Below are 18,186 nucleotides of genomic sequence, written 5' to 3'. Positions count from 1 at the left end.
CAGGCTCAGAACAAAATTAACTTATTCGCTTTGGTTACTCTATTGACTCCGAGAGTCTTATGGGTGATTCCGTTTATCTTAGGCTATTGACTTCATTGCACGCTCATATACCGGGTAGTAACTGGCCAATCTAATCAGCTCATCTGAAATAATCTGTGTTCTCAGCTCCTCCGTCACAAATTTCCATTCACAATGTAAAATCTCAACCAATTGCCGATGTTCAAAAGCTGATCTAATCTTGTTTACAGCTTCCTGAGCATTTCTCTGCCATTCCGGCTCTTGCTGCAACTGATCTTTTATTTCGTCAAAATAGTAAACAAGCTGAAGGGCTAAGCGCTGCCTCCAGAATTTCCAATCAATTTGAGTCATTTCAAAATGCTCTGCAGTTGCCAAATAATAATCTATTAATTCTATATGTGGGTAATCAGGTGCAGCGCTCGGATTAAGTAAAAACATTCTAAACCAGTCAAAAAAATAGGCGTCGAGTGTCACTAACCACTTTGTTGGAATTAAACCTTCAGTATTGTTGCCAATAATCAAGCGCAGGTACAGTCGCTCTTTCCCACCAAACACGCCGTCATCACCTAGTAGCGCGTTTCGTTGACAGAACCCGTCAAAACATCTAGAAAACAGAGACAAGCAATAGTTTGCAGTATCTTCCCTTACATCTCCCCCGCGATTTGTAAATGCTTCAGTTAACTGAGACATTAACTGGCGTAAATTAGCTTCACTTTGGTCTGGATGGAACCACAGAATAAAAAGCGGATTAATATCCAAGTTTTTAAACGTTAGTAACGCCTCTGTGGAAGGCAGTTCACAATTTAAAAAGTAATGCTTCCAAAAACTAATGGTTTTAGGGGTCAGTAAACTATGTCTGTTTTCATCACTGGCTTTTAACTTTTTACTAAGGTCAGCCCACTGCGCTTTGCGTGCTTTCACCCACGCTTTGTCGTCCAGTTTCCAGGCGCTTTTATCAACGCAACTGAGCATCCGCTCGTGATAGGTTAACTGCTGACTGCACATGTATCCGGTCTCCAGGTTTACTTCGTCTAATTCTGTATCAAAAAACTCATTAATAATTTCTTCTGCAAAACCAGCCAACAGCGCATTACGGGTAACCACATAATTGGGGGCACCCATCCATTCAAATGGCGGGATTGCAAGCACCGTTACTCCGCTTGGCTAACCAATGCCTGATACCCATCGGTGTCGATGACCGTCACCCCCAATTCTTCAGCTTTAGCCAGTTTGCTGGCACCTGGTTTGTTGCCGCATATCAGATAATCGGTTAAACGCGTTAGCACTTGTTGCACCCGCGCACCCAGCACTTCAGCTTCAAACTCCACGCTATGACGCTTCATATCACCGAACGTACCGGTAAACACCAACACTAAACCGCGTAAGGGGTAGTCGGCACTGCGCTGGGTATCAGCAACCAGCCTGTGTGCCAGATTCTCAAAGCCATTCGCTTCCAGCCATACCACCAGCTCTTTTGGTAATATGCACAGCTGTGTCATCTCGTCGCCATATAAAAACACCTGCTCTGCAAACCAAACCTGTGCCAAGCGCACCACAGCGGTAAAGTAAGCCGCTGTCTCTGGCCCTTCCGGATAATCCAGATCTACCACTCCGATGCGTTCATCATTGACCTTAATACTCACCCGCTCACCATGGCGGGCATAGCTCAGTTTGGCATCGCCTTTTAGCGTGCATATCATCTTAAGAGGTTTGGTAAATGCCGGGTAAGGCCGCTCGTAATCCTCGTCTTCCAGATAAAGGTCATCCAAAAAACCACCAAAGATGATGCTGCGGTCGGCAAACACTTGCTCCATAATGGCATAAACCGAGGGCTCCGTAGTTGTAACAGCATAGCCCTGTTGCTCCAGGTAGCGCTTTAGCGGGCGCATTTCGTCCGATAATTGGGGTCAGATTAAAATTAAACAACTGAAATTTCGAAAGTTTAACTTTGATCTGACCCCGTTTATCACTATTTAAAGAGCTACCGACCGCTGATACGCCAGACAAGCTGGCGAAGCTGTTGCCATTCTGATCTCCGTGGCAATCACACCGGGGCGGTGTGGTTGCTGTAACGCTTACAATAGATCTACAGCCCGTGCAACGCACGGGCTTTTTTATCTCAGGCCAACTAGCTTCGCCGTCTTGTTCCTGTAACACTGCATTAATAACTCATTTTCGTTTTGCATACGTATTCATTTTGCACTCTGCTGCTATTGCGACAATAACTTGCTCTGCCGTATTTTTTTGCCTGTAGTTTTGCTGCTCGGGGGAGTGATGCAAGTCTGCTGTCGGGCGCGGCTTATTATCAACCGAAAATAACAAGGTAGAGAACTATGCTACGAGTTAACTCAGGCTGCCGCTATGCATTGGCAGCACTGGCGCTTTGCTGTGCGTCGGGGGCACACAGCAGTGAGCAGCAACACAGCAGCGATGCGGTGATGTTACAGGGCTTTCACTGGCACTCGCATCAAACTGACTGGTACAACAGCATGCAGGCCAATGCGTCTAGCATTAAGCAACTGGGCGTCAGCCATGTTTGGTTTCCGCCGGTGTCAGATGCCGCTGCGCCCCAGGGCTATTTGCCCAGGCAGCTGAATAATCTTAATTCTGCCTACGGCAGTGCCGCGCAATTACAGGCAGCCACCGCCGCGTTAGCACAACAAGGGGTAAAGTCGGTAGCGGATATCGTGGTTAACCACCGGGTTGGCAGCACTAACTGGGCAGATTTTACTAACCCGAGTTGGGGCCCCTGGGCGGTCACGCGCGACGATGAATGGGGCCAGGGCAGCGGCAACTGGGACAGCGGTGATGGCTATCATGCCGCCCGCGATCTGGACCATAGCAATGCTACAGTGCAGGCCGATATTATCAGCTGGATCAATAATGTGCTTAAACCTGCCGGTTTTAGTGGTATTCGGTTTGACTACTCTAAAGGCTATAGCGCCTACTACGCTGGCTTGTACGCGCGCGCTACCGGGGCTGATTTTTGTGTCGGTGAAGTCTGGACTGATCTGAATTACGACAATGTTGATGGCCACCGCCAGCAATTGGTCGATTTTATTAACGGCGCTGACGGTGATTGCGGCGTGTTCGATTTTACGACTAAAGGTTTGTTAAATCAGGCACTCAATGCCAATCAATATTGGCGGCTTAGCAATAATTATCAACCGGCGGGCGGTATTGGCTGGTGGCCGCAAAAAATGGTGACCTTTGTCGACAATCACGACACCGGGCCATCTGAAATGTGCGGCAATGGCCAGAGTCATTGGCCGGTAGCCTGCAACAAAGTAATGGAAGGTTATGCTTATATCTTAAGCCACCCGGGCATACCGTCAGTTTATTGGGCCCACGTGTACGATTGGAACCTGTATCAGCCCATTCAGGCATTAATAGCGCTGCGCCGCGAGCTTAACATCCGCTCTGACGCCAGTGTCGCGGTACAGGTGGCAGATGCCAGCCGTTATGCCGCTATTGTCGATGGCCGGTTAGCGGTAAAAATTGGCCCTGGCGACTGGCAACCTGGTGCAGGCTGGACTTTAGCACTGAGCGACGACGGCTATGCGCTGTGGAAAAAATCGACGCCAGACCAGGCTGATTGGCAAAGAACGGTGGTGTTTGTGTATGGCGTGACCGCTGCCGGCCAGGATATGTTTATCCGCGGCGGTATCGATCACAATTATGCTGCGGCGAATCTGGGCCTTAGCTGCACCGCCAGCAACTACCAGTGTGCACTGCCGATCCGGCACAACAACCTGCGTAACCCTACTACCGCGCCCTGGAAGCAAAACGAGCAATATCTGGACTGGTATGGCAGCGAAAGCGGCCAGAGTAGCGCGGCCTTGGGCACGGCAGCCGACTGGACTACTAAACTGTGGCCAGCCAGTTGGGGGGCCAAGCGCACTGTGGCGCTGGATGGCTATGGTGAAGAGCCGTTAAATCAGTATGGCGAGCACTATTGGATGCTGGATGTTCAGATGGACTGCAGTCGCAGCGCCAATGGCTGGTTTGAGCTGAAAACCTTTATCAGTAATGGCCCGGGTTGGGAGGCTGATATTAGCCAGCCCGGTGCGCCTTATGCCAGTGGTAACCATTTTGCCCAATGCGGCAAACTCAATGTGTTCCGCCGCGGCGAGGCACAGCCGGTGACCATCAGTAACTTTTAACCCGTGTTAGCAGCCCGTGTATTGCACGGGCTGTATTACAGCAGAGTTTTGCTAACATACAGCAACAGTATGGCAAGGGCCGACAACAGCAACACGCAAAATGTCAGTACCATGCCAAATACCCGAAACTTTAGCGGCTCTTTCAACTGCTGTACGCCCCAGGCATGGCTCAGGCGTCCCAGCAGCAACGCAATACCCAGAATATGCAGGTATAGTGGCGCCAAGCCGCTGTATTCCGTCAGAAACATCAACAGCAAAGCTAAAGGCACAAAATAATTGGGGTCAGATCCTGAGGTATCCCCACAAAATTATTAGCTAAAACAAAAAGATGAACTCAGAAGGAACATTCATGGCGTTCGGTGATCAGATCAATCGCCAAACATCACTGAGACCAAACAGCCATGAATGTTCGTACTATCTTGACCAATATCGTTTCATTTGTCACACCCAAAATGCATGCAACCAGACAAAAAGCAGTGATTGATTGCGTGCAAAGCCTGGCAAACGGCAGTGCCGCTACCGTCACCAGCATTGGCCGGGGTATTCACTCTAATGCCTATGAAAAACATAACATTAAGCGGGCTGACAGGCTGCTGTCCAATACACATTTATTGCTTGAGCAAACGTTAATTTACGGAGCCGTATGTCGCTTCTTCTGTACTGCTAAACACCCAACGATAAGCATAGATTGGTCTGATTTAGATGAAGCAGGCAGACACTTTTTACTGCGAGCAGTGCTGACATTCGATGGTCGGCCTATCACCCTGTACCAGGAGGTTCATCCACTGAGTACAAAAGAAAAACCCGCTGTTCATAAGCTGTTTTTACAGACGTTGTCTCAGCTACTGCCAGCAAAATGTAAGCCGGTGATTGTCACTGATGCTGGCTTTAAAGCGCCCTGGTTCAGACAAATTGAAGCATTAGGTTGGTACTTTGTCGGCCGGGTACGTAAGCCGAATTTTTATACCACTGATAATGGTGCAAACTGGCAGTGTATTGGCCGGTTATTTGCCAAAGCAACGCTCAAACCGAAACAATATCCGGCACAGATTGCACAATACAACCCGTTTGCCTGCTTGTTGACGTTATACAAGCAAAAAAGCAAAGGTCGCCATGTGCGTAATGCAGATGGCAGTATGAAACGGTCAAAAACCTCCAAAACACATGCCCGAGGAAACACAGAACCATGGCTACTTGCTTCTAACTTGCCGCAAAGCAGCCATCATAGCAAACAGGTCGTATCAATTTACCGCCAACGTATGCAGATAGAAGAGAGCTTCAGAGATATGAAAAGCACGCAGTTTGGCCTGGGATTCGAGAAAAACGGTAGTACAAAAATACACCGAATAAGCTTGTTACTGCTGCTGAGCAATTTAGCTTCATTAGTGCTGATATTACTGGGTGTTGGGCTGACCGTAGCCAATCAGCAACGCCGGTTCCAGGCAAACAGCTATCGGGATAAACGTGTCTTATCGTTTCATACCTTGGGGTTAAGAGCGGTGGCAAAGCAGGTAATGTTTACAACAACACAGTGGCGCAGTACCTTGCGCCACTGCAAACACTTGCTAGATACAACGAGTTACAACATTGAATGCGGGGGCTAAATTCGTGGGGATCCCTCAGGGTCAGATCAAAATTAAATAACTGAAATTTCGAAAGTTTAATTTTGATCTGACCCCGTTTATTGAAAGTTTAATTTTGATCTGACCCCGTTTATTTTCATCTGCTTTCGCAACCCTATCGAACATCTTTTTTAGCCCATTTGAGTTTATCGCAGATCATTTGGCAAAGTAGCAGCAATAACTCATCCAATTCATCCTGATTTACTTGCCACCTGGTGCTCAATGTTACTGTGTGGGTCAGCTCATCTTGAATCGATCTGCCATTCTGAGCCACAACCGCATAGCTCAGTCGTAGCTCTCTACCTAACGGGGAAAAACCAACGCTAATCCATCCTCGGCGAGAAATAAAATTCTTAGTCACGGACAAAATAAAGACGCCAAATCCCTTGGAGGCAAAAAGCCCCTGTTGATAGCTTAAGTCAAGTCCGTTGCACACTAATTCGAACAGCTGCAAATCTATGTCTTCAAGTTTTTTTGCAACGGCTTGCCACGACCTTATTTGCGCGTTACACAGATAATCGGGGTCAGAATCGCCTTGACTAATCATCGCCTGATACTCCGCTTCGGTAAGCACCTGCACCCCCAACGCTTCGGCTTTAGCTAGTTTGCTGGCACCTACCTTGCTACCGCACACCAGATATTTGGTTTTGCTGTTTACGGCTTTTTGTACGTTGGCACCCAGTTGTTCGGCTTCATCTTCCATCTCTTCTCTGCTGCCTGCGCTAAACACACCGGTAAATACCAGTGCCAAGCCGGCTAAAGGTTGCTCTGCCGTTGCTGCGTCACCAAAGTAGTTCAGTGAATTCTCAAACCCATTAGCCTCCAACCAGCTCACTAACTCTGTCGGCAATATGTATAAATGCAGTGATTCATAACCATAGGCAAATACCTGCCCTGGAAACCACTGCTGGGCCAGACGGATTATTGCGGCAAAGTAGGCGCTGGTGTCTTCATCCTCGCTGGGCTCTTCTAAATCCGCCACGCCAAGACGCTCACCATTAACCTTAATGGTGATGCGCTCGCCACGGCGGGTATAACTGAGTTTGGCGTCGCCTTTAATATCACACAGCGCTTGTAATGGCGCAGTAAAGGCCGGGTAAGGTTTGTCGTAATCTTCTGTCTCTAACTGCATGCTTTCAATAAAGCTACCAAAGTACACACAGTGATTGGCAAAATGCTGCTGCAATATGGCATTGGCGTCAGCTTCAGTGGTGGTCACCGGATAACCCTGCTGCTCCAGGTGTTGCTTCAGCGCTACTAGTTCGTCAGGCCAGGGCTCGGCAGCAAACGCATCGGGTGAACTTGTCGGCTCAGGCTGTTCCGGCTCAGGCTGTTTCGAAACAGCAGCCACGGCTGGCTGGTGATAATTAGCCTGCGCATCTTGCAAACATTGTTGCCAAAAAGCTTGCCATTCCGGGGCCGATCTCGCTATCTGTGTTGCCCACTGTTCAACAACCTCTCTTTGCGCTGCCACAATACTTAGTCGATTTACATAGAACTCCGCTAACACGGTTATGTCTTCGACAAATCGCCCCCACCACCATGCGTCTAGAGATCGGTATGTTAAAAATAGCTCAGAGGTAAATGCTGGTGAATTTGGCGATACAATTTGCATAGGAAAAGATTGATACAAAATAAATTGGCTCTCCAGATTCCTAATCTTAATCGTATTAAACAAGCCAACGAACGCCCTGAAAAGGTCACGATAACCGAATTCAATTTGGCCTGCTTTTCCATCCAAATTTGTCAAGAGAGCACGCCATCTGTCGTTGACAAAGAAAAACTGATAGAGCTTAGCTTCCCTCCCGCTGAAAATCGCATTGTCGTACTCAGGCCGGTACTCTTCTTTATGAATAAAGGTATACCCATAGTTCTGAATGAGGTCGTAGCCATAACTAAATGCATCATAGTTTTTGCTGTTTTCTTCTGCTACCTGCCACCATACAGCTTCGTCATCACTTGGGTGCCAGGCTAGCTGCAGAATCAGCTTTATTTCAGGCATAACACCAAGACCAATGTCACGCCGGTCATTGACACTGATGTGGCCTTTAAGAAAATACCTTTCATAGATACGAATATCTGTACCTTTGAATCCTATAGCTTTTAGCCGCCCTGATAAACGCTGCCATTTGGCTTTTCGTTCAGCTAACCAGGCTTTGTCTTTAGTAAGCCAGTAATCAGAAGCTTGATATAAGTTCGTCATCGTCAACACTCGTGAGTGGATCAGCGAAAGAGTACTCAGGGTCAGCACAACACTAACTGACCCTAAATATCCTTTTTCGAATTAGCAGTTGGCAGTACTAAGATACTGCTGCAGTTCGTCGGCGGCTGCAGTAGGCAGGTACGCATAGCCTATCTCGTATTCATTCTGGCTATCAAACACAAAGCGACCGGTTAAGTGCTGCTCGGCAAACTCAGTTAAATCGTCCAAAAAGCTGGTGTCTGAATAAGAGCTGTCATGCGTATAGGTCCACTCATGCAGTTGGCCAAAGGCGGTAAAACTGACGTTGATTTCGCTATCACCGTTTTCGTCGCTCAGTTCCGAGCTTAATTGCTGTAGCTGCCATTCGCCGCTGGTCGCTTCGCTTGCTGCCTGCCAATGCTGCGGGTAAAAATCACGTAATTCTTCTTCGGTATAAGCACCAAACGGCTCGGTAGAAAAACTATTAGTACGTTCTGGGATAAGCGCTACCAGGGCTTCTGTGAAGTCGAAATAGTCTTGTTGCTGCAGCGTTTTTATCTGCGCTGGTTTTAGCGGCGTAACATCGACACCGAAAGCCTGTAGCCGCTGCGCCAAAAACTGATATTTTTCCAGCACTGACAGCTCAATAAACGCCAGTTGGGCCTCGTTAAACTCCTCCGGCTCGGCGTCATCAAAATCTTCATCAAAATCGATGTCGTCGTCATCGGCATACATGTCCAGCACCATTTGCATTGCCAAAGGCCACCACTCATAAAAGGCGTCTTGCTGATTAGGGATGCCATCAGCGGGTTGTTCGTCATAACAATTACTATCAAACAGTTGGTGTGCGATGCCGTTTAACGTACTGACAACCGCCGTTGCTGAGTTGATACAGGCTTCATCGTCGGCATTTTCAGCCATAGCGGATAGCTCTTGCAATAAACATTGCTGCAACCAAGGTGCAAAGCTATAGGCTTCCAGTTCACCGATACGCAAAATTAAATCTGTTACCTGCAACTCACCGGGTGAAAGCGCTTCGTCTTGCCAGATAGTTTGCCACAGCAGGGTGTTAATGCGGTCCAGCACGGCCAGCGTTTCCGGCAACGACGTAGTGGCCGTCATGGCAGCCAGTCGAATTTGCTCGGCTAACGCCACCTGCTCTGCCAACTCTTCTTCTGTCAGCTCCTCTTCTGCTATATCGTCTTCTTGCTGAAATAACGACGCCAGACCATTCGGGTCTTTCATCAGGCTGCGCGCCAGTTCGGCTACCGCTTCACCAATTTCCTGTTTAGAGGGCTGGGTTAAAAACTCGTCTTTTTTTGTCATTTATATTCTCCTGTAATGTCATCAAGATAAAAACCCATTATTACTTTACTGCCCAGCTAAACAGGGGAGTTTAAGCAAAAAAAGTAAATTAAATTAGGTACCAAAAATTGGCAATATAATTATTAAGATTTAATAACCTGTAAAGTCAAACTGCATTTAGTTAATAACGATTACATTACACGAGGGGTTTAGACGCCGCTTTAGGGGCAAAAACCACAGGATGTTGGATTTTTTACCCCACAAAGTGGACAATCAGCTTATATTACTGTCTTTAGACTGACGTTTATCACCCACAAGAGTGTTTTTTATCAGGGATTTTTTCTTTATGTCTATCATTATTAAGCAAATTGCTGCAGAGATTGCTGCCCGTCCGGAACAGGTTGCTGCTACCATAGCGCTGTTGGACGAAGGCGCAACAGTGCCTTTTATCGCCCGTTACCGCAAAGAAATTACCGGCGGTTTAGACGATACGCAATTGCGCCACTTAGATCAGCGCTTAATTTATTTACGTGAGCTGGAAGAGCGTCGCCAGGTGATTTTAAAAACCATCGACGAGCAAGGTAAATTAACCCCTGAGCTGAAAAATGACATTTTATCTGCCGACAATAAAACCCGTTTAGAAGATTTATACCTGCCCTATAAAGCCAAACGCCGCACCAAAGGCCAAATTGCTATTGAAGCGGGTATTTTGCCACTGGCCGATGCGCTGCAGCAAAACCCCAAACTAAACCCGCAGACTGAAGCCACAGCTTACATTAATGCTGATGCCGGCTTTGCCGACGAGAAAGCCGTACTGGATGGCGCGAAATATATTTTAATGGAACGCTTTGCCGAAGACTCCAATTTGTTAGCGCGGCTGCGCCAGCACCTGGCACAACATGCCGTGGTTAAAAGCACCGTTGTCGCGGGGAAGGAGCAAGACGGCGCTAAATTTCGTGATTACTTCGATTACAGCGAAAGCTGGAAAACCACACCGTCGCACAGGGCGCTGGCAATACTGCGCGGCCGCAACGAAGGCGTTTTACAGTTGCAATTAGTACCAGATGCTAACGAAGAAACCGCACACAGCCTGTGCGAACAGATGATTGCCAGCCACTTTAATATTAAAGATGAAGGCCGTGCAGCAGACACCTTTTTACGCACCGCTGTGCAATGGACCTGGAAGGTAAAACTGCACCTTAGCCTGGAAAACGACTTACTGGGCGAGCTGCGGGAAAAAGCCGAAGAAGAAGCGATTAAGGTATTTGCCCGCAACTTAAAAGATTTACTGATGGCAGCACCAGCCGGTATGCGCACAACCTTAGCACTGGATCCCGGCTTACGTACCGGCGTTAAGGTTACCGCCATTGATGAAACTGGCAAGCTGCTGGCACAAACCACCATATTTCCGCATGCGCCACAAAATGCCTGGGATAAATCGGTACGCACCTTAACCATGCTATGCCAGCAACATAAGGTGGAATTGATCGCCATTGGTAACGGCACGGCATCACGCGAAACCGATAAACTGGCCGCGGAAGTACTGAAAGCCTTGCCCAACCAAGCGATACAGAAAATCATGGTGTCAGAAGCCGGTGCGTCGGTTTATTCCGCCTCAGAGCTCGCTGCACAGGAGTTTCCGGATTTAGACGTGTCATTACGTGGCGCTGTCTCTATTGGTCGCCGCTTACAAGACCCACTGGCCGAGCTGGTAAAAATTGAACCCAAAGCCATTGGTGTAGGCCAGTACCAGCACGACGTAAACCAAAGTTTATTAACTAAGTCGCTCGATGGCGTAGTAGAAGACTGTGTAAACGCTGTTGGCGTAGATTTAAATACTGCCTCAGTACCGCTGTTAGCCCGGGTTGCCGGCCTAAATAAAACTCTGGCGCAGAATATTGTATTTCACCGTGACAGCAATGGCCGCTTCAACGAGCGTAAAGAGCTGCTTAAAGTGCCACGTTTAGGGCCAAAAGCCTTTGAACAAGCAGCCGGTTTTTTGCGTATTAACAACGGTAAAAATCCGCTGGACGCATCTGGTGTGCACCCTGAAGCCTACCCGCTGGTAGAAAAAATTCTTAGTTCACACCAAAAAAGCGTTGAGCAAATAATTGGTAATAGCAGCTTTTTAAAAAGTGTTGATGCCAAAGCCTTTGCTGATGAGAGTTTTGGTGTGCCCACCATTACTGACATTTTAAAAGAACTGGATAAACCCGGCCGCGACCCCCGCCCCGAGTTTAAAACGGCCAGCTTTAAAGACGGTGTGGAAACTTTAAAAGATTTGAAAGCAGGCATGTTGCTGGAAGGTGTGGTAACTAACGTAACCAACTTTGGTGCCTTTGTTGATATTGGCGTGCACCAGGACGGTTTAGTGCATATTTCATCGCTTACCGACAAGTTTGTTAGCGACCCACACGAAGTGGTTAAAGCGGGTGATGTGGTGAAGGTAAAAGTACTGGATGTAGAGGTTGAGCGTAAGCGTATTGCCTTAACCATGCGCTTAGATGAGCAGCCCACCCCTAAAACAACCGATAAACCGGCACAGCGGGCGCAGGGTAATGCACAAAGTCACTCACAAAGTAATAGAAACCCGGCACCACGTGCGGCAAAACCGGTTGACAATAACGCGGCTATGGGTAATGCCTTTGCTGAAGCTTTTGCGAAACTAAAAAAATAATAGTAAGACAGATGCAGATCAGGCTTGTTGACTAAACTGCCTGCTCTGCGGCTCGGTGGCGCGGGCATAAAAGCTGGATACAACATTACGACGCAGCGCATATTCAGCGCCAGCGGCAAAGGTATCTCGCTGAGGGGTAACAATGGCAGCACTGCCATCTTGCTCATTCATGGTGTAACTAAAGGTTTCTTTGCCAGAAGCGCCCGTAACATCACCGGCAACGCCCACATCTGACGACGTATCGCTAGCAGAATCCGCTTTACCCGCTTGCGCGCTTTGCATAACTAACTCGGCTTGTGCAGCCATTTGGCGTTGCATTGCCTCCGCAGCAATGCGCCGGTCTGCACCAGAGGGTTCCGCCGGTGCTAAGGCAGCAGAACGAACTTGCTGCATCTTCTGAATTGTCGCTTGCGGATCACCTGCAATAGGCGATATATCAATGGGTACTTCACCGCCCACAGCATATTGCTGGCCGTCGGGCCCACGTTGATAAGTATAGCTTGGCGCACCAGCATATTGGCCACCGATAGCAGCATGCGCTTGTTCATGCGCCTTTACTTCCATATCCCGGCTTTTAAGTTCCTGGATTTCCCGTTGTTCTTGCTGTTCAACCTGCTTCTGTTTCGCATCCTGTTGCTTAGCATCTTGCTGCGTTGAATCATCGCTGTCACGGTCGCTGGCGTTACCCTGCTGTTCATCAGAGCGTCCTTCACCACGTCCGTCTATAGCTTGTTGGGTTTCGGTTTCTTTGCCGTTGGCATCATAAAGTGAAACTGTAGAATTATTTGAACCTGCAACGCGCGCTTTTTCATCGCTAACTACCGGTTTTTCGGCACCGGTCTTTTCTGCCGATTTTACCGGTTCAAATAAATCGCGACGCACAGCATCACGACGCGCCATCTCCGTTGGAGGGTTCGCCGTATTGATACTGACATTGGGATAATTTGACACCAGCAATTTCGTTATACTCTGATATCGATAACCGTGCCTAGCACTTCATCAGCAGTTTGAATACTACGAGTATTGGCCTGGGCATTACGTTCTTCCTGGCCCAGTTGCACCAAACTGTTAATGACCGGCTCTGGCTGAGCAGCATATTGTAAAGGTCTGGAAGCCTGAGGCGCATCAGTTTCACGTATGGCTTGTTCTGTTTCATTTTGTTGTGCAGCCCGGGTTTGACGGTTAATGTCGATGGTGGCGTCGGTTACGCCCGCACTCGCCCGTTGAAAACCTTGTACACCCGAATACAACGCAGATTGAATGTCCATGGTAGAACTCCCGCACATTTAGCAAATAGTGTTTAATTATTAACCAAAACAGCCAAAAAAGAAAGTCTATACCTTCCTAAGACTGGCGGCTAATAGACTATTTCAAGAAAACTTCAACCAAGCCATGATCTTAACCAGATTAAAAAACTATCAGGGTGTGAAATAAAGGGCGCGTGCGAGGCATGCCCGGCAATATCAAACTGTGCTGCTGGCTGTAATTGTTTGAGTTTTTCTACAACGCTTACCGGAACCAGTGCATCAAGCCTACCAAAGTAGCCTGCCACTGGCTGATTAAGTGTACTAAATTCGGCTCTTAAATCACACTGACTAAGCAGTTGCAACGCGGCTTCTACTGCTTCGGCCTGTGGTGCCGGATAAGCCAAAATAGCCTGCTTTAACTGCTTGGTATCATTACGGGCGCTGGTACTACCCATTGCTTGAATGGCAAGAAAACGGTCAATGGTTTGTGGCAGATTGTTCTTTAACGACAAAGCAAATTGCTGCATGACAGCAGCTGACATACCGGGCCAATCTTGCTGGGCTAAAAAGCACGGCGACGCGGCAATAAGCGCTAAGCGTTTTACTTTACGCGGATATTTAGCCGCTAATGCGATAGCCAGTAACCCGCCTAATGACCAACCGGCAACATAACTATTATCGGGAATATCTTGCGCCATAAAGTCTAAAACAGCGTCTAAACTGTACGGCGATGGGAAGGCAGTAGCATTCCCAAAACCGGGTAGATCAGGCGTAAGTATTTTTATGGTATCGGGCAACCCGGCAACAATGGTGCGCCAAACGCCCTGGTTAACCCCCCAGCCATGCAGTAAAACCAACACCGGTTTGTCAGAATTCATTTCGCCTGCCATAGTTGCAATATTGTAAATTAAAGTGAAGTATTAGTTTGCTAAAACACCTGTTAAAGGCGCTGCACAAGGTATGGCATGAACTATTACCGACACCCTGTTTATGGTGTAGTTTACCGGTACACCGTTTTGACTGCCAGCTTTGTGATGTCTGTGAAGAGGCTCTACCTAAGCTACCTTATGCTTTGTGCCATTATAATTTGCTCTGGTTGCCACATGTCGCCCGAGGCTTGCATAAACCTGCTTTTGATACGTTATTAAGCGTGAGCTATTACAAGTTGCCTTATCAGCACTGGTTACAACGCTGGAAATTTTCTCACGATCTAGCTGCAGGTGATCTGTTAACACAGCAGCTGGCAGCAATAGTAAATCAATATCAGCAACAAGGTGGCAAACTGCCAGATGCTATCCTTTATGTGCCCATGCACCGGGCTAAACAACGCTCTCGTGGCTTTAACCCTGCTGAAATTTTGGCGCAACAGGTAGCAAAACAGCTGAAATTACCGCTGTTAACCGTGCTATATCGACCACATCAGCAACAGGCTCAGGTTGGTTTAAGCCGCAAGCAGCGGCAGCGCAACCTGCGAAAAGCCTTTGCATTATCCAGCCAACAACCGCTACCCGCCAACGTGGCGTTGGTTGATGACGTTGTTACCACCGGCGCCACAGCTAATACATTATGTCAGTTATTACGCCGCCACGGTGTAAAGCATATTAGCCTTTGGACCGTGGCCGTTACCTTGTTTGATTAATCTGCAGAGGTGCTAAACGCCGTACCTAAATACATCGCATTCACTAATAGTCGGCTGGAACCGAAAAAGTATCCTCGAAATACCGGATTGTCCGTCATAGCAATTACCCGCCCTTTTCCAATATTGTGTGCCAGCAATACGGCACTTTGACTAATGCGTGGCACATACTCTGGCGCTGTGTAACCGGCTAGCTGCGGTGATGTATTGTACAAGGCTACGTTAACAAAAGGCGCCTGACTGGGTTGTAATAACATGGTGCTGTTTTTAAACACTGGTAACGTGGCGTGGGTAAGGCCAAACGTCAGTGGGTGGCTTAAATCCAGATCAGCCTGATAAATTGCACCAGCAATACGCTGTTTACCCGCCAGCATCTCTTTGTCTTGATAACTTAAATTATGCTGTGGAATAAGGCTGGTCATTTCTTCGCCCTGCCATACCCCCGCCTTAAGCAAACCCACCTTGGCCAGCCACGCTGCCCCACGCTTATGCCCCCACAGCACACCGCCCTGCTCTGCCCACTGTTTTAGCTGGCTGATTTCCTTGTCTTGCCACGCATTGTAGTTACCATCTGGCAGTACTATATGGCTATAGCGACTTAAATCTAACTGTCGCAGCCGTTGCGGCTCGACTAACGTAGGGGATATCCCTGCCAAACGTTCCAGGTTATACCAAGCCTCTCCGGCTTCAGTAGAGTTAATGTCGGGGCCGGCCAATAGCAATATGGTGGGTAATACTACCGGCACAAATTTTCTGCTACCTAAATCGCTACCACTTGCAGTTAAGCCTGAACTAATCGCATAAACCGGCACGGAAAACTGCTGATTTACGCGTTGTAAGCGAGCAAACCAGTCTGGTTGCTGCTGTAAACCGGCAGGCAAAACCATTGCCCCGGCAGCCAAAGCTATCTCGCTCTCGCCACTGGTCGCCGTGACGTTATTCATCGCAGCGCGCAACACTAACTTTTCAGCCAGCAACGCTTGTAATAACAGAGGGGCTTGCTGATCTTGCCAGTTAAAGGCATAGGCATAGGCTCCTGGGGTCAAGGCCGCGCGTTTCGTTGCACTGGCTTGCCAGGACGAGCTAAGCTGTGATTTCGCTGGCTCCCGGCTAACGCCAGCAAACTGAAGGTTGTAAGCATAGGGCAGTGTCCAGGCGGAAACATCATAGAAAGTATTATCTGCAAAGTTCTTCTCAGTACTAAACATCGCCTTAATCAAGCGAAATTGCGGTTGCTGCAGTGGGACATAAAAACTCTTTTCAGCAGGGTACGTTATGTCGCCGTCCTGCCAGTCACGGCTGAGTTTAAACACGTCGACATGATGTCGTTGCAGCACGTCAAGCAACCCAGCCAAGCGGGTTGTGTCGTCGGATTCAGTGAAAATATAACCGCGGGTTTTGCTATTTTTAGCCTGTTGCAAGGCCGATTTATAAAACTCTTGCTGATAGCTTAATAGCTCTACCCGTTTAGCTACAGCACCGCGAATGGTAGAAAGAGAGGCGGTAAGTTGATTTTGGATAGTGGCGCTAAAACTAAGCGGCCCATTGATACTGTCCTGCAAATGACCGCGGCTGCTGGCTTGTTCAAACAAGATACCCACACTGCCTTGAATATCCGGGTAAGTAGAGCCTTTACCTATGTAAAAGTCATCGAAACTTTCTTCGGTAAAATAAAGTTGCTCAGCTTTATCTAACGCTGATGCATGAAACGTGGCCAGTGCCCGTGTCAGTTCAAAATTACGCTTCGGTGTCAGTGGATAGTTACGGCTAGGGATGCCTGGTTGAAAGAAGAATGTACTATCCGTTCCCATTTCATGGTAATCAGCAACAATATTTGGCAACCACTGTTGATATTGTGCAATACGCGCCCGGCTTTCCGGATGCTGCAGCAGTAACCAATCACGATTTAAGTCAAACCAGTAGTGATTCGGCCTGCCATTTGGCCAGGGTTCATTGTGCTCTCTGTGTTGCGGATCAGCGACTGGTGCTGCGCCTTTATGCATATTCGCCCAGTTGGCAAACCGGTCATGCCCGTCTGGATTCATGCTGGGCTGTATAATAATGACGGCGTTATCCAGCCAGTTCTTTACTTCGTTGTTTTCAGCGGCAGCAAGATACTGCGCTACCAATAACGCCGCGTTAGCACCGCTTGGTTCGTTGCCATGTATACTGTAACCCAGCCAAATAATCACCGGGGCATCAGCAGATGCTGTCTCGCCCAAACGTGCAGCAGCAACATGTTGCTGCCTAATTTGCTCAAGCTTGCTGAGGTTGCCAGGTGAAGAAACAACCAGCTGCAATAGCGGCCTTTGTTCATGGCTGTAGCCAATAGTTTCTAAATCAGCGCGTGGTGATGCCTTAGCTAATTGCTCCATATAACGCTGAATTTGATCATGGCGCATATGCCAGTCACCCACCTTAAAACCCAGCACTTGCTCAGGTGTTGGCAGGCTTGTATCTTTAACCGTTGGCACATAAGTTGTAACTGCCTTGCTATAACAACTAAAGGCAAAAAGCGCCACTAAGGTGTAATATTTCATGTTTGATATCCTCTATGCTGCGGCTAAGTTAGCCATATCGGACGCAAAACTCAAGCAGGACTGGCATCACAGAAACAGGAAGAGTATCATAGCGATTAACCTAGTAATTTAGTCAGGTACTCTCTTATGATTACAATTTCTGAACAGGCACAACAACATTTTGCCAAGCTGTTATCCAAACAACCTGCCGGCACCCATATTCGCGTGTTTGTGGTTAACCCAGGCACGGCACAAGCGGAGTGTGGCGTATCTTACTGCCCACCAGATGCGGTAGAGGATTCTGACTTAACAGTAAATTTCACCGGTTTTGATGCCGTTGTTGACAGCGAAAGTAAACCTTTTCTAGTCGATGCTGAAATTGATTTTGTTACCGATCAGATGGGCTCGCAGCTTACATTAAAAGCGCCGAATGCCAAAGTACGCAAGGTGAGTGACGACGCGTCATTAATGGAGCGGGTGCAATATGTTATCGACAGTGAAATTAATCCACAGTTGGCAAACCATGGTGGCCGGGTGTCAGTAATGGAGCTGACCGGCGACGGTGTAGCTGTACTTCAATTTGGCGGTGGCTGTAACGGTTGCTCACAGGTTGATTTAACGCTAAAAGAAGGTATTGAAAAAGAACTGCTAAACCGCTTTAGTGGCGAACTTAATGGTGTACGAGATATTACTGAACACCAACGCGGTGAGCATTCTTACTACTAGAACCCGCCCTGCATTGCTTGACTAAAGCTGCACTGACAACCCGTATGTGCTATAAAGCCGCTGTGCTTTAATCGCCTTACGGGTATGTTAT

General features: G+C 48.0%; 14 protein-coding genes. 5 read left to right on the top strand and 9 right to left on the bottom strand.

Features of this window, described 5'->3' with window-relative positions; genetic code table 11:
- Positions 1 to 78: 78 nt before the first annotated feature.
- Both ORJ00_RS05950 and ORJ00_RS05945 read right to left on the bottom strand, forming a co-directional pair.
- Positions 79 to 1,167, bottom strand: coding sequence for a hypothetical protein (locus ORJ00_RS05950; RefSeq protein WP_306139290.1), 1,089 nt, complete (start codon positions 1,165 to 1,167; stop codon positions 79 to 81).
- A gap of 2 nt (positions 1,168 to 1,169) precedes the next feature.
- The gene (locus ORJ00_RS05945) at positions 1,170 to 1,907 is read right to left on the bottom strand and encodes a BRCT domain-containing protein (RefSeq protein WP_306139289.1); all 738 of its coding nucleotides are present in this window, start codon (positions 1,905 to 1,907) and stop codon (positions 1,170 to 1,172) included.
- 444 nt (positions 1,908 to 2,351) lie between these two features.
- Here ORJ00_RS05945 and ORJ00_RS05940 point away from each other — a divergent pair, with 444 nt between their 5' ends.
- A complete protein-coding gene (locus ORJ00_RS05940) occupies positions 2,352 to 4,181 on the top strand; it encodes an alpha-amylase C-terminal beta-sheet domain-containing protein (protein WP_306139288.1) in 1,830 nt (609 codons plus the stop codon).
- A 35-nt stretch (positions 4,182 to 4,216) separates the two neighbouring features.
- On the opposite strand, the gene ORJ00_RS05935 is transcribed toward ORJ00_RS05940, so the two are convergent.
- The gene (locus tag ORJ00_RS05935) at positions 4,217 to 4,450 is read right to left on the bottom strand and encodes an MAPEG family protein (RefSeq protein WP_306139286.1); all 234 of its coding nucleotides are present in this window, start codon (positions 4,448 to 4,450) and stop codon (positions 4,217 to 4,219) included.
- Between the two features lie 132 nt (positions 4,451 to 4,582).
- On the opposite strand from ORJ00_RS05935, the gene ORJ00_RS05930 reads away from it, so the two are divergent.
- On the top strand, positions 4,583 to 5,785 hold the full coding sequence (locus tag ORJ00_RS05930) for an IS4 family transposase (RefSeq protein ID WP_306139285.1): 1,203 nt from the start codon (positions 4,583 to 4,585) through the stop codon (positions 5,783 to 5,785).
- Positions 5,786 to 5,918: 133 nt separating this feature from the next.
- On the opposite strand, the gene ORJ00_RS05925 is transcribed toward ORJ00_RS05930, so the two are convergent.
- Positions 5,919 to 8,006, bottom strand: a complete 2,088-nt coding sequence (locus ORJ00_RS05925; RefSeq protein ID WP_306139284.1) for a BRCT domain-containing protein — start codon at positions 8,004 to 8,006, stop codon at positions 5,919 to 5,921.
- A gap of 81 nt (positions 8,007 to 8,087) precedes the next feature.
- Entirely contained in the window at positions 8,088 to 9,311 is a 1,224-nt protein-coding gene (locus ORJ00_RS05920; protein WP_306139282.1) for a hypothetical protein, read from the bottom strand.
- A 325-nt stretch (positions 9,312 to 9,636) separates the two neighbouring features.
- Here ORJ00_RS05920 and ORJ00_RS05915 point away from each other — a divergent pair, with 325 nt between their 5' ends.
- Positions 9,637 to 11,967: a Tex family protein gene (locus tag ORJ00_RS05915; protein ID WP_306139281.1), complete on the top strand. Its 2,331-nt coding sequence runs from the start codon at positions 9,637 to 9,639 to the stop codon at positions 11,965 to 11,967.
- A gap of 18 nt (positions 11,968 to 11,985) precedes the next feature.
- On the opposite strand, the gene ORJ00_RS05910 is transcribed toward ORJ00_RS05915, so the two are convergent.
- The 3 genes from ORJ00_RS05910 to bioH form a co-directional block, all read right to left on the bottom strand.
- On the bottom strand, positions 11,986 to 12,918 hold the full coding sequence (locus ORJ00_RS05910; RefSeq protein ID WP_306139280.1) for a putative metalloprotease CJM1_0395 family protein: 933 nt from the start codon (positions 12,916 to 12,918) through the stop codon (positions 11,986 to 11,988).
- 11 nt (positions 12,919 to 12,929) lie between these two features.
- Positions 12,930 to 13,235 (bottom strand): hypothetical protein, encoded by a 306-nt coding sequence (locus ORJ00_RS05905; protein WP_027671175.1) that lies wholly within the window; start codon positions 13,233 to 13,235, stop codon positions 12,930 to 12,932.
- Between the two features lie 113 nt (positions 13,236 to 13,348).
- On the bottom strand, positions 13,349 to 14,092 hold the full coding sequence (gene bioH, locus ORJ00_RS05900) for a pimeloyl-ACP methyl ester esterase BioH (protein ID WP_306139279.1): 744 nt from the start codon (positions 14,090 to 14,092) through the stop codon (positions 13,349 to 13,351).
- A 47-nt stretch (positions 14,093 to 14,139) separates the two neighbouring features.
- Here bioH and ORJ00_RS05895 point away from each other — a divergent pair, with 47 nt between their 5' ends.
- Positions 14,140 to 14,853 (top strand): ComF family protein, encoded by a 714-nt coding sequence (locus ORJ00_RS05895; protein WP_306139277.1) that lies wholly within the window; start codon positions 14,140 to 14,142, stop codon positions 14,851 to 14,853.
- Here ORJ00_RS05895 and ORJ00_RS05890 read toward each other — a convergent pair.
- The gene (locus ORJ00_RS05890) at positions 14,850 to 17,390 is read right to left on the bottom strand and encodes a M14 family zinc carboxypeptidase (RefSeq protein WP_306139276.1); all 2,541 of its coding nucleotides are present in this window, start codon (positions 17,388 to 17,390) and stop codon (positions 14,850 to 14,852) included. The genes ORJ00_RS05895 and ORJ00_RS05890 overlap by 4 nt on opposite strands.
- 126 nt (positions 17,391 to 17,516) lie before the next feature.
- Here ORJ00_RS05890 and nfuA point away from each other — a divergent pair, with 126 nt between their 5' ends.
- Complete coding sequence (gene nfuA / locus ORJ00_RS05885) at positions 17,517 to 18,095, top strand: Fe-S biogenesis protein NfuA (protein WP_305976298.1); 579 nt, start codon at positions 17,517 to 17,519, stop codon at positions 18,093 to 18,095.
- Positions 18,096 to 18,186 lie beyond the last annotated feature (91 nt).

Source organism: Rheinheimera baltica (assembly GCF_030731985.1).
Classification (GTDB): domain Bacteria; phylum Pseudomonadota; class Gammaproteobacteria; order Enterobacterales; family Alteromonadaceae; genus Alishewanella; species Alishewanella baltica.
The sequence above is the reverse complement of the archived record's forward strand: the minus strand, read 5'-3'. Positions and strand labels throughout refer to the sequence as shown.